The following is a 14,417-nucleotide window of genomic DNA, read 5'->3' as shown; positions in this document are numbered from 1 at the left end:
ATCACGTCGCGTCCGGTGGGCGCCGACGGCGGGGCGGCGCAGTTGGTGGCCGAATGCACGGTGTCCGTGGATGATCCGGGATTTTCGCCGGTTCCCTTCGACGGCACCGCGTTGGTACAGCCCCGCGATCTGGAGCAGATGTATGCCCAGAGCGGTGCGCGGGGCATCGAACATCGCGACTTCATGCGCGCCCGAGGGGAATTCACGCGGGACGGCGATCACGTCCGCGCCCGGCTGTGGCTCGGGCCGGAGGCGCGCGCCCACCTCGGCGCTTTCGTTCTGCACCCGACGTTCCTCGACGCGTCCACCATCGTGCCGTTCATCGATCCCGCGCGACTCGGCATCGATGACGACAGCGCCTTCATTCCCATCCATTTCCGTGACGTGCGCGTGCACGGGTCCACGCCCGAAGAAGTCCTCGTGCGGGCATCCGTGCGCGCGGCGGCGGGCGGCGGTGACCTACTGGAAGCCGATGTGCGCCTGGACGATCCCAGTGGCGCGCCCGTGGTGGAGTACCGGCTCACCTCGAAGCGAGTGCGCGGTGCCGCCGATATCCACCGCATCCTCGGGCTCGGGGCGGTGACCGGACTCGGCGACCGACCGCGAGTGCCGTCCGCTACGCCCTCGGGACCCGCGGTGGGTGGTGATCCACGGGCACTGATTACGGCGGACCTCCTCGCCGTGCTCGCGGCCGAGCTGGCGGTGGACCCGGCGACGATCGCCACCGATGTCGGCTTCTACGAACTCGGCTTGGACTCGGGTCGCCTGTTGCGGCTGACGGCGGCGCTCGAGGCGCGCGCGGGGGAACCGCTCTATCCGACACTGCTGTTCGAGTACCAGACCATCGAGGCGCTGGCCGGGTACCTGGCGGAGCAGGTGGGTGAGCGCTACCGATCGGGTGCCGTCTCGACCGTCGACCCCGCGCTGGATGATGCGGAGTCGCAACCAGTCTCGTCCGCCGGCTCGAACACGACTTCGGGCGTGCCCGACGGCAGCGCGGACGAGTTGATCGCCTTCGCCTACGAATGGCGGCGGGACCAACCGGTCTCGGAGGCACGCAAGCCCACGCGTCTGCTCGTGTTCGACACCGACGCCGCGGCCTATCCCGACCCTGCGGCGAACCTCGTACGCGTGCGCCCGGGAACCGACTACGCCGCGGAGCCGGACGGCTATGTGATCGATCCGGCTCGACCGGACCACCTGCGTGCGCTCCTGGACGACCTCACCGTCCGCCGGCTCTCTTTCGACGCGGCGGTCTATCTCTGGGGCGCCCACGCTCTCGGGGCGATCGCGTCCACCGGCCCCGATCTCGACACCGCCCATTCGATCGAGAACGTCTACTTGCCGTTGCGTGATCTCGTCCGCGCGGCCGCCCGCGACGGTGCACCTTTCCGTCTGCTGCTGGCCGTTACGCTGGAGGAACCGGCCGGATGGGCGTCCCACGCGCTGTTCTCGGGACTCGCGCGCACCCTGCGCTTGGAGCAGCCGCGCCCGACGCTGCGGTCCATCGTCTGCGCCGACTCGGCACAGATCCCGGCTATTGTCGCCACCGAACTCGAGGAAGCGGACTCGGACGTCGAGATCCGGTACGCGGATGGGTATCGGCACGTACGGGTACCCACAGAGATTTCGCCACAAGAGATTTCGCCCGCGGAGTCGCTCCCGCGCTTCGACGCCGGTGCGGTGGCTGTGATCAGCGGGGGATTCGGTGGCATCGGAAGAGAACTGGCACTCCGGCTGGCCCGCACCTACGGCGCGGGTTTGGTGTTGGTCTCGCGCAGGCCCCTCGACGCCCCCGCCGCTGCGCTGCTCGCCGATATCGCCGCGGCGGGTGGGGAAGCCGTCCATGTCCGCGCCGACGTGAGTGTCGCGGCCGACGCCGAACGGGTGGCCTCGATCGCCCGTGCGACCTTCGGCCGTGTCGACGCGATCTTCCACGCCGCGGGTGTCCTGCGCGATGGGTTGCTCGTGACCACGGACCGGGACGATGCCCGCGCCGTCCTCGCTCCGAAGCTCTCCGGTGCTGTTCATCTGACGCGAGCCATCCCGGAATCTCCGCTGCTGGTGTTGTTTTCGTCGGTATCCGCCGTGCTCGGAAACCCGGGTCAGGCCGACTACGCGGCCGCCAACCGGTTCTTGGATGCGTTCGCCGAGACGTTCACGGGAGCGGGGCGCCGGGTCGTGTCCCTCGGCTGGCCGGTGTGGGACGGCGCGGGAATGCGCCCTCCCGCCGCACAGATCGATGCGTTGCGCGCCAACGGAATCGGGTTGCTCCCTGTCGAAACGGGAGTGCGTGCGCTGCTCGCCGCGATCGCATCGAACCGCCCGCACCTCGCGTTCGCTTGGGGCGATCCGGACTCGTTGCGGCACAGGCTGTTTCCCGCCGTGCACCATCCCGACCCTGGGGAGATGGCCAACGACGCGCCGCGTGACCAGGACCTCGCGTCGAGTCCGCATGCGGATGACGATGTGCCGCAGCGAGGTTACGTCGTGTCGCACTCCGGGGAGCGAGGCCGGGCTTCGTCGCTCGGCGATCGACAGGGGAATTCGGGTACAGCAGGCGTTCCCGATGACGACACATCCCTCGCCATCGTCGGTTTCAGCGGGCGCTTCCCGGGAGCCGAGAACGCCGAGGAGTTCTGGGTCAACCTGCGCGACGGTGTCGACGCGGTCGGGGAGATGCCCGCTTCGCACCCGTGGCCGGCCGCCGAGCCACGCCCCGTAGGTGGATTCCTGCGTGACGTAGCCGGATTCGACCCCCGGTTCTTCCGTATCCCACCCGCGCACGCGCCGCTGCTGGACCCGCAGGAGCGACTGTTCCTGCGCGAGGCGTACGCGGCGCTGGAGCACGCCGGCTATCACCCAGGCCACCCGCACATCCGGGACAGCCGAGTCGGGGTGTTCGCCGGAGTCACCTGGAGCGACTACCGGTTGCTGGGCGTGGATTCGACGCGCGCGGGTGCGCCGGCGACCGTGGCGTCGATTCCGTCGTCGATCGCCAACCGCGTCTCCTACACGCTCGGTCTGCGCGGGCCGAGCCTGGCCGTGGACACCGCGTGCTCGGCGTCGCTGACCGCCCTGCACCTGGCCCGGCGGGCGATCCTGGCGGGCGACTGCGACACGGCACTGGTGGGCGGGGTGAACCTGCTGCTGCACCCCGACAAGTTCGCGCTGCTGGGCGATCTGGGCATGCTGTCGTCCGGTGGGCGGTGCCGGCCGTTCGGCGCGGGCGCGGACGGGTACGTCCCCGGTGAAGGGGTCGGCGCGGTCCTGATCAAACCGCTGTCGGCCGCGCTCGCCGACGGCGACACCGTGCACGCCGTGATCCTCGGCAGCGCGGTGAATCACGGCGGCCGCACCGCGGGCTACAGCGTGCCGCACCCGGGAGCCCAGGCCGAGGTCATCGGCGCGGCGCTGCGCGAAGCGGGCCTCGAGGCCGCAGACATCGACTATCTGGAGGCGCACGGCACCGGAACCGAATTGGGCGATCCGATCGAAATCGCCGGACTCGCCACGGTTTTCGGCCGGGGCGTCGGGACGAACCGGCTCATGGGATCGACCAAGTCCGCCATAGGGCACTTGGAGGCTGCTGCCGGGATCGCGGGCTTGGTGCGCATCCTGATGCAGTTGAAGTACGAGCGCATCGCGCCGACACTGTATGCGGCACAGTTGAATCCGTCGATCGATGCCGATGCGCTGCCCTTCCGGCTCCCCGATCGCGCCGAGCCGTGGCCGTCGCGCCGGACCGCACCGGACACCGGGCGACCGCTGCCGCGCCGGGCCGGGATCAGCGCATTCGGTGCGGGCGGCGCGAACGCGCACGTCGTGCTGTCGGAGTATCTGCCGGACCGGGCCGGTCTTTCCCGCACACCCGAAACTGTCAGCGCCCCGGAGATCTTCGTGCTCTCCGCGCACAGTGAAGAGCGCTTGCGCCGATACGCCGAGCGGATGGTGCCGTACTTGCGAGATCTGGATCAGGCCGACTTCGGCGATTCCCTCCGCACGCTGCGACAGGGCAGGCCCGCGCTGCCGGTCCGTCTCGCGATGGTCGCGCGGACGCCGAGTGAGATCGCGGACGAGCTGGCGGGATTCGTCGCCGGGCACGAGAACGCCGTGGTGACCGGCACCGCGTCCACGGACGCCGGTGTGTACGCGGCGACGGCGCCGGCCGAGGAGGTCGCCCGGCGGTGGGTGCGCGGTGCGGAGGTGGACTGGTCCGCACTCGGCCGCCCCGTGCGTCGTCGTCCGCTCCCCGGCTATCCGTTCGAGGAGACGCGGTACTGGATCACCGCGCTCGACGACCGACAGGACCTGCTCCGGCGCTTCGGGGACCGTGCTCGGCGCCAGATCGCCGTCGAGGCAGGGGAACTCGAACTCGCCCGATACGCGGCACTGAGGTTGTTCGGCACCCTGGCGCGTATTGGTCTCGGCCCGGGCGCACACCCACTGCCGGGCCTGCTGGATACGCTGTCCATCGAGCGGAAGTTCTCCCGCCTGTTCGACAGGTGCGTGCGCGTGCTCGTGGATCACGGGCTCGCGGATCGTGCGGGTGACACCCTGGTGGTGGCCGGGCCGCCGCCCGGAACGGAGTGGATGCGGGCCGATCTGCTCGCGCGGTTCCCGGCCACGGAGCCTTACGCCCGCCTGCTCGACACCTGCCTCGACGCGTATCCACGTGTCCTGCGCGGGGAGCTCACGGCCACCGAAGTGTTGTTCCCCGGCGGGGAGTTCGAGCTCGTTTCGGCGATCTACCGAGGCAATCCCGCCTACGACTTCGCCAACGACCTCGTCGCGGATCTGGTGACCCGGGTGGTGCTCGATCGACGCGTCGACGCACCGCTGCGCGTGCTCGAGATCGGCGCGGGAACAGGTGGGACCACGCGCGCGGTGCTGGACGCGTTGACGGCGGCGGGCACGCCGTTCGAATATCGGTACACGGATGTGTCGGCCGGTCCGGTGGCGCACGGCCGTCGCGTCTTCGGCGGTGACGACCGCATCCGGTTCGACGTGCTGGACATCGAACGTGACCCCGCCGCACAGGGATTCGCCGCCGGCTCCGCCGATCTGGTGGTGTGCGCGAATGTCCTGCACGCAGCCCGCGACATCGCAACAGCCTTGCGCCACACGGGTTTCCTGCTTGCTCCCGGCGGGCTGCTCGCCTGCACCGAGGCCGTGGCCGACCGGGAAGCGTTGGCCCTGACCTTCGGCCTGCTGGACGGCTGGCACGCCTGCACCGACCCGCACCTGCGCCTGCCCGACTCGCCGCTGCTGTCCGAGAGCGGTTGGCGCTCGGCCCTGTCGGCGGCCGGGTTCACCGACTCGCACGCCTACGGGCCGGGCCTGACCACCGACCCGAACCTCGGCTTCCGTCTCTTCGCGGCCCTGGCGCCCGAAAGGGAAGCGGCGGGCGCGCGGGAGGCGTCGCCGGCGACGGTCGTCGGCGAAAACAGCGGAGGTGTTGTGGGATTCGCGAGCGCGTCCGCGGTGACAACCGTGGCCGACGTCGATCGCGAGGGGCTGGGGCGCGGATTCGCCGGTCAGCCAGAGTCGGTGCCCGGTGCCGTTGCCGGCAGCCTCGAACGCGAGATCGTCGCCGTCGTGGCCGCCGCGATGGATGTGCGCGTCACCGAGATTCGACCGGATCTCCCGTTCTCCGAGTACGGCGTCGACTCCATTCTCGCCGTGAAGATCATCGAAACCCTCAACGCCCGTTACGGTTCCGCGCTTCGGCCCACAGTGGTGTTCGACCATCCCTCGGTTCGCGAGCTGACCGGGCGGATGTTTGCCGACGGTGCCCGCCCACTCGGTGCGACCGTGATTGAATCCGGCGCGCGCCCAACAGTTTCGAGTTCAACTATTGTTGCCGGGCCACGGGACGGTTCGCGTGTCGCGGAACCGAGTGCCGAGTCGCCGGCCGATCGCACTGTGGCGCGCGTTGCCGCGGATGCCGGTCTACCCGCTGGCCCGGCGCGCGTGTTCGCACGGCACTTTGATGCCGAAACGGGTCCGGAGGCTCCTCTGGGCCGCAGAGCCGATACGCGCGCACGTGTGGAGGGGAGCGTCCATCGTGAGCACGCGTACGGGAGGGAGCCGGGGCTCGAATCAGCGGCGGAATCCGCTGGAGGTTCCGACGGCCGGCCAGGTGCGCAGGCCGATTCTCCAACCACCACCGACCGGCGCGAGCATGTGGACGCGAACACGAATGCCGAGCCCGCGCACGGTGTCGCCGACTCCCGCACCGACATCGCGATCATCGGGATGTCCGGGCGATTCCCCGGCGCCGCGGATCTCGAGGAGTTCTGGCACAACCTCGAATCGGGTGTGGATTCGGTGATAGAGGTGCCTCGGTCGCGGTGGTCGCTGGGCGAGCACTATCGGCCGGGGGCGCCGGCGCCGGGCAAGACCTACTCCCGGTGGGGCGGATTCCTGGACGACGTCGATCGTTTCGATCCCGGCTTCTTCGATATCGTGCCCGCCGAAGCGGACCACATGGATCCGCAGCAGCGGCTGTTCCTGGAGCACAGCTGGTTGGCGCTGGAGGACGCCGCGATAGATCCGACGTCGTTGCGACGCAAGCGATGCGGCGTGTTCGCCGGATCGCCCGGATCGGATTACGCGACGCTGTTGCGGGATCAGGTCGGCGTCGGCTCGCACCACGCGTTCACGGGGAACAGCCCGGCTATCCTGCCCGCGCGCGTCGCGTACCATCTCGACCTCACCGGGCCGTGTTTCGGCCTCGACACCGCGTGCTCATCGGCCCTGGTCGCCGTGCACCAGGCGTGCCGCAGCATCGCGTCGGGGGAATCGGAGCTCGCGCTGGCGGGCGGGGTCGCGGTGTTCGTGACGCCGGAATACCACCTGCTGGCGTCTTCTATGGGCATGCTGTCGCGCCAGGGGAGGTGCGCGACCTTCGACGCCGACGCCGACGGGTTCGTCATCGCCGAGGGCGTCGGCGCGGTGGTCCTGAAATCGCTGGCGGCGGCGCGACGCGACGGTGACCGGATACACGGGGTGATTCGCGGAATCGGTGTGAACCACGACGGCCGCACCAATGGCATCACCGCACCGAGCGTGCGATCCCAGACCGAGCTGCACCGAGAGGTGTACCGCCGCAACGGCATCGATCCCTCCTCGATCGGCTACATCGAGGCGCACGGCACCGGCACCCGGCTCGGGGACCCGATCGAGGTGGAAGCGCTGACCGCCGCGTTCGCCGGGCACACCGGCCCCGCGATCCCGATCGGCTCGGTGAAGTCGAACATCGGTCACGCCTCGCACGCCGCGGGCATGGCGAGCCTGTTCAAAGTGCTGCTCGGCCTGCGCGCCGGACTCATCCCGCCCACACTGCACGTACAGACCGTGAATCCGCGTCTGGGACTGGATAATTCGCCGTTCGTAGTGAACACCGCACTGCGGCCCTGGCCCGAGGGGCTGCGGACCGCGGCCATCAGCTCCTTCGGATTCAGCGGTACGAACGCCCATCTCGTGGTGTCGGCACCACCCGCCGACGCACCCACCGAGCCCGGCCCGCCGGGACCGCACACCGTGGTGCTGTCGGCGCGCAGCCCGGAGAGCCTGCGCCGGGCGGCGGCGGCACTGCACGCGCACCTGGACCGCAATCCCGAAGAGCGACTGGGCGATGTCGCCCACACCTTGGCGGTGGGCCGGGCCCGCTTCGAGTTCCGGCTCGCGGTGGTGGCCGACTCGCGCGCCACCCTGCTGTCGCGGCTCGCCGCCGCGGCGGTGGGTGCCGAACCTGCCGGAGTCTTCGTCGGTGAGGTGGACGAGGCGCGGCAATCGGGTGCCCCGGAACTCCACACCGACCCGGAAGCCGCAGCCCGCCAGTGGGTCACCGGAGCGGACGTGCGTCTTGCAGCCTGGTCCGATCCCCGCGTGCGTCGAATTCACCTGCCCGGCTACCGATTCGACAGGCAACGGTGCTGGGCCCCGGACGCGGTCGCACCGCCGACGGCACAGGCGGCTCACGAAGGTGGAGCGCCCACCGGTCGCGCCGGCATTCCTGAACAGCGTGGCGCGCAGGAGTCCCCGGCGGCCCCCAGTGCGGTGAATGGGCAGCTCGCCGAAACTCGGATGCGGGATGCCCGCGCGGAAGGCGTAGTGGCCCCTGAACCACACGGACAGACGCGGGGCTATCGCGCCGCCCGTGCGACCGCAGAGCCGGGATCCCCGAGCGGGAGTCCTGGAGAACTCGGGACGCAGGACTTCTCGGCGGCGGGTGGAGCACCCGCTGAACCCACGACACTCGATGCCCAACCCAACCCGGAACAGGTGCAGCCCTCCGGCGCGGAATCCCTGCGGGCGGTCGCCGAGACCTATCTGAAGTCGTTGCTCGCCGCGCACTGCCGCTTGGAGCCCGCGCGGATCCGCACCCGGATCCCGCTGTCGGACTTCGGCATCGACTCCGTGCTCATCAGCGCCATGACCGACCGCATGCAGGACCATTTCGGCCCGCTGCCGAGCACGCTGTTCTTCGACTACCGGACGGTGCGCGATCTGGCGGGCTACCTGGCCGAGGAATACCCGGACCGAGTCCGCGCGACCCGGGCGATGAGTGTGGCGCCGGACGCGGCTGTTGTCGCGCTCCAACCGGACAGTGAGTTGGAGGCGTCGGCGGGTGCTTCGCAGGCGCCTGGCGTGATGGGGAACTCGACCGGCGCAGCCGCTGCGGCAACCGTGCCGAACGCGGTCTCGCCGGGAGCAGGTGTGGTCGACGCCGGATCTCTCGGTGCGCCGGGCATCGCGAGCGCATCCCTGTCGGCGACCACACCGGGACGGGGTACGGTCGTCAGCGCCGAACTGGACGCCGCTGCCGACACTGTCGCCGGGCGGTCGAATGATTCCGCGAGCGTGGTGCGGGTGTACTCGGCACAGGACACGGACGTGATGGGGGAGGTGTCGCCCGCCCGCACCGACGGAGTCCACCCCGACGCCGACGCGATCGCGGTGATCGGGATGGCGGGGAAGTTCCCACAGGCCGGTGATATCGAGGAGTTCTGGGCGAATCTGGTGGCCGGGCGCGATTGCATCGTGGAGGTGCCGCCGGAGCGGTGGGACCACCGGGAGTTCCTGTCCGAGGATCCCGACGAGCCGGGCACCACTTATGCGCGGTGGGGCGGATTCCTCGACGACGTCGACAAGTTCGACGCGAAGTTCTTCGGCATCACGCCGAGGGACGCCGAGGAGATGGATCCCCAGCAGCGCCTGTTCCTCGAAACATCCTGGGCCGCACTGGAAGACGCCGGCTACCCGCCGGAGCGGCTGCGCGCGAGCGCGCGGGCTCGCGGACTGGCCGACGCCGGGGTGTTCGCCGGGGTCGGCTACGCCGAGTACCAGGCGTTCGTGGGCGTGCCGATCTCCGGCTATTTCGCGGTGGCCAACCGCGTCTCGTATCACTTGGGATTCACGGGGCCGAGCCTCGCGGTCGACACCGCGTGCTCGGCGTCGCTGACCGCACTGCACCTGGCCTGCGAGAGCCTGCGGCGCGGCGAATCGGCCTACGCGCTGGCGGGCGGGGTGAACGTGTCGATCCATCCGGGCAAATACCTGCTGCTCGGCTACGGTAGATGGGCGTCCACCGACGGCCGGTGCCGCACCTTCGGTGCCGGCGGCGACGGGTATGTCCCCGGCGAGGGCGTGGTGACGCTGGTCCTGAAGCCGCTGCGGCACGCGCGGGCCGACGGCGACCGCATCTACGGGGTGATCCGCGGCAGCGCGATCAACCACGGCGGCCACACCAACGGGTTCACGGTGCCGAATCCGGCCGCCCAGGCGACCGTGATCGGCCGCGCGCTCGACCAGGCCGGCGTCGACCCGCGCGACATCGGCTACGTCGAGGCGCACGGCACCGGCACTGCGTTGGGCGATCCGATCGAGATCGCCGCCCTCACCCGCGCTTTCGGCCTGTCGGGTGCCGGCGGCGCGCGCTGCGGGATCGGATCGGCGAAATCGTCGGTGGGACATCTGGAAGCGGCGGCGGGCGCGGCCGGCGTGGTGAAGGCCCTGCTGCAACTGCGCGCCGACACGATGGCGCCGAACCTGCACGGCGACCCGCCGAACCCGGCCATCGACTTCGCGTCGACGCCGTTCCGCGTTGTGCGCGAGCCCACGCCGTGGCTGCGCCCGGCCGACGGGAGCCCGCGGATCACCGCCGTCAGCTCGTTCGGTGCGGGGGGATCGAACGCCCACGTGGTCCTGACCGACGCACCCGAGCCGCGCGAATCATCCTCTGTTCCCGAGGAATCCGCGCACATCGTCGTGCTGTCCGCGCGGGACGCGACCCGTCTGCGCGAGGCGATCGTGCGTCTGTCGACCCGGTTGCGGGAGCACCCGCTCCCGCTGGCGGATGTCGCGTGGACCCTCGCGGTGGGGCGCGAAGCGTTCACCCATCGCCTAGCCGTCGTCGCGGCCGACACCGCCGAACTCGTCCGGTTGCTCGAGGACGCCGCCGCCGACCAAGCCGCGGCGGGTCTGGCGGTGTTCCGCGGCGTGGCGCGCACGCACCGCGATGTGGACGAACTGCCCGGCGAATCCGAGGCCGACCGTGCGCATGTGCGCGCGCTGCTGCGCTCGGGCAATCTGCCGGGCGTCGCCGAACTGTGGGCGTCGGGCTGGACCGTGCCCTGGGAAGAGTTGTCCGAGCGGCCCTTCGGGCGCATTGTCGGTCTGCCCACGTATCCCTTCGCCCGCACCCGGCACTGGATCGTGCCGGAGGATTACCGCCGGCCCGCGCGACCCGAGGCATCGAGGCCGCTGTCCACCAGCATCATTCACTCTCGCGCGGTGCCCAGCGCCGAGACGCGAGCGGTCCCGGTGAGCACCACGAACGGACATGCCTCGGCGCCTGCGAACGGTGTGAATCCGGCGCCGTCTTCGAATGAGGTTGTCAGGCAGTCGCATTCCACGCACGGATCAGGCACGGCGGCGCCCGACACCACCGACCTCCGCGTCCGCCTGCGCGAGGAGATCCGCGAAATCTTCGCCGACATCACGAAATCCGAGATCACCGACCTCGACGTGGACGCCGAGTTCCTCGACTTCGGATTCGACTCCGTGGCGACCGTGCGCATGGTGAACCGGCTGATGAAGTCGCACGGCGTGAAGATCCCCGCGGAGGCGACCGACGCGTATCCGACGATCCGGTCGCTCGCCGACCACCTGGTGGACGAGGGCATCATCGTGGGCGATACGGCGGCGGCACCCGCGCCGTCGGCAGCGAGCGAGACCACCGCACCAGTCGAGTCGGTCGAAACGCTCACGCTCGACGCCCCGGTCCCGGTGGAGTCCGTCTTCGTCACCGGCGTCACGGGCGTGCTCGGCGGAAAGTTGCTGCACGACTTGCTGGCCACCAGCACCGTCCGGATCACCTGCCTGGTGCGCGGCACCTCGGTCGACACCGCCACCGGCCGCATCAAACACTTCCTGAGCACCTACGACCCCGGCGGCACGCTGGACGAGGCCTTCGCGCGGCGGGTGACCGCCGTGTTGGGCGATGTGTCCGAGGACCGCTTCGGCCTGGACGAGAACACCTGGCGGCATCTCGCCGAGAGCACCGATCTGACCATCCACGCCGCCGGACGCACCACGCTGGTCACCTTTTACGACGCCCTCGCGCCGATCAACGTCGAAGGGACCAGGCGCGCGGTCGATTTCGCGCTCGGCAGCCGGGGCAAGTACCTGGTCTACGTCTCCAGTTTCAGCGCCCTCGGCGACCGGCTGAACTTCAACAATCCGCCGTTCACCGAACGGGATCTGGAGCTGGGCCAGGGCTACGACCACCTGCCCTACCAGCGGACGAAGTACGAGTCGGAGAAACTCATCCGCGCCGCGAGCGCGCGCGGACTGCTCTGGGACATCGTGCGGCCGGGAAACATCATGGGCGACAGCGTGACCGGGCGCTACCCCTTCTCCGAGGTCAGCGTGAAGGGCGCCTACTACGACATCCTCAAGACGATGATCGAGACCGGGCGCACCATGCTCACACCGGTGCACTGGGACATCACCCCGGTCGACTACGTCACCGCCGCCATTGTGCACATCGCGTTGCGGCGCCCCACCTATCGGGAGACCTACCACCTCACCAACCCCGACATCCGTCGCTACTACGACGTGGTGCAGTACGTGCGCGACGCCGGCTACGACGTGGAACTCGTTGCGCTGGAACAGTTCCACCGCGAGGCCACCGAGCGCCGCATCCGCAGGCGCGGGACCGAGGAGACCTACGACAGCCAGACGTTGGAGATGTTCAAGTACGGCATCGAGCTGTTCGGCACCATCCACTACGAGGAGAGTTCCTACGCGGATTCGACGTACACGCGGCGCGTACTCGGGGCGGCGGGGATCACGTGTCCGCCCGTTGCCGATCTGGTGCGCGTGTACCTCGCGCACTGCGCCGAGGTCGGATACCTGCCCGCACCCGTGGAGGTGGCGCGATGACGGTGGTGGTGTTCCCCGGGCAGGGTGCGCAGCGCACGGGCATGGGCGTCGATTTCTACGCCGAGTTCCCCGCGACGCGAGCGGTGTTCGCGGAGGCGAGTGATGCGGTGGGCGAAGACCTCTACGCGATCTGCGCCGAGCGGGATCCGCGCCTGCACCGCACCGAGTACACCCAGCCGTGCGTCCTGACCATGCAGATCGCCGCGTATCGGGTCGCTGTCGCCGAAACCGGTCTGCGCCCAGCAGCTTTCGGTGGACACAGCCTGGGTGAGTACACCGCGCTGGTCGCGGCGGGCGTGCTCGACCTCGCGGACGCGGTTCGGTTGGTCCGCACCCGGGGCAGGCTCATGCAGCGGGCCGTGCCGGAGGGAGAGGGCGCGATGGCCGCGCTGATTCTCCCCGGTATCGCGGCCACGGACGCGGCGGAGCTGGTCACTGCGGCGGGCGCCGAGATCGCCAACGACAACTCACCCGACCAGGTCGTGATCAGCGGCACCGCCGAGTCCGTCACCGCCGCCCGCGGCCTGCTCGCCGAACGGCTGCCCGCGCTGCGGTTCGTTCCGCTGCGGGTGAGCGCGCCGTTCCACTCCCGTCTCATGAGCGCCATCGAGCCGGAATTCGCCGCCCATCTGGCGGACTGCGTCCCACGGTTGCGTCCGGACCGGGCAACCGTGGTCACCTCCAACTACACCGGGCAGTTCCATCGCCCGGAGACCCTGGTGGACCACTTGGTGCGCCAGATCAGCGCTCCGGTCCGCTGGACGGACAACATGCGCGTGCTCACCGCCACCGGTGGCGAGATCTGCGAGATCGGCCCCTCCAGCCCGTTGTCGAAGTTCTTCGGTGCGATCGGAACTCCGGTCACAGCGATTTCGAAAGTGACTGACCTGAGCACACTCCCGCGCGGTGTGGCAGGCGGCGGACTCGGTGTGCAGGGGATGGCCGCTCCTGTCGGGGAGCCCTGGCAGCTGGGGGCAGCGGCGAAGTTCCCACCAGGTCCTGGCTCTCCGGTGGCGGACCGGGGCGTGGTACCGCAGCCCATGTCCGTCGCCGGTTCCCTCGATGCTCGCTCCGCACTTCCGGACGCTGCGCCCGGCGGCCCGGCATCGCGGTCAGCGACACGCGGACCTTGTGCATCTTCGGCGACAGTCGAGTCGTTCCCGACATCCGAGGCGTTCGAGCCCGCCGCGAACAGGCGCGCGATACCCGGTGGCCAGGAGGGCAACCGCGACGGTCTGCGCCTGCACCGGAAACCCCTGGGAACTCCGGAGGTCCGCCTCGTCTGCTGGCCTTTCGCCGGCGGCAGAGCGGCCGCGTACGCGCCGTGGCGGGATCTGCTGCCCGACTGGGCCGAACTGATCATCGTCGAATTGCCCGCCCGCAGAAGGACGGGCGACGGCGCGCCGATCCGCCGCTTCGCCGATCTGGTGGCCGCCGGGCTGAGCGCGACCGGCGACCTGTTCGACCTCCCCTGCGCGTTCTTCGGGCACAGCCTGGGCGCGCTCACCGCCTACGAGGTCGCGCGCCGGACGCCCCCGCACGCCCTGTTCCTGTCGGGTTCGGCCGCACCACATCTCCCGCGTCCGGGCCGCTTGTCCACGCTCGCCGACGACGAATTCCTCTCGGCCATCGCGCATTACGACGGAATCCCCGCGGAGGTGCGCGACAGCCCCGAAGTGATGTCGCTGTTCCTGCCCGCCCTGCGTACCGATTTCGAGATCTACGACGACTACCGATTCATGCCGCTACCGCCGCCGCACTGTCCCGCTCACCTCTTCGGCGGCACGGACGACCCCACCGTCACCCGCACCCAACTCGACGCCTGGCGCGATGTGCTGCCCGGCGCGCGGTCCAGCCGGCTGCTGCCCGGCGGCCACTTCTACCTGACCGAGCAGCGCGCGCGGCTCGCCGCCGCCGTCACCGACGCCCTCACCGCACTACGCACCGCACGAACACCCGCCTGA

The 14,417-nt window shown here is 70.2% G+C and carries 2 protein-coding genes (1 of these 2 only partly in view); both read left to right on the top strand.

From position 1 onward, the window contains the following. Positions 1-12,453, top strand: the 3' portion of a protein-coding gene (locus tag DFR74_RS17575; RefSeq protein WP_067510811.1) for an SDR family NAD(P)-dependent oxidoreductase. Its footprint begins 261 nt before the window's first position; 12,453 of the gene's 12,714 nt are visible here — the last part of the coding sequence; its start codon lies beyond the left edge, outside the window; it ends in the stop codon at positions 12,451-12,453. Continuing rightward, complete coding sequence (locus DFR74_RS17570) at positions 12,450-14,417, top strand: acyltransferase domain-containing protein (protein ID WP_067510810.1); 1,968 nt, start codon at positions 12,450-12,452, stop codon at positions 14,415-14,417. The genes DFR74_RS17575 and DFR74_RS17570 overlap by 4 nt, the downstream gene beginning before the upstream one ends.

This window comes from Nocardia puris (assembly GCF_003315035.1).
Lineage (GTDB): Bacteria > Actinomycetota > Actinomycetes > Mycobacteriales > Mycobacteriaceae > Nocardia > Nocardia puris.
This window is presented reverse-complemented; position numbering and strand designations above follow the sequence as displayed.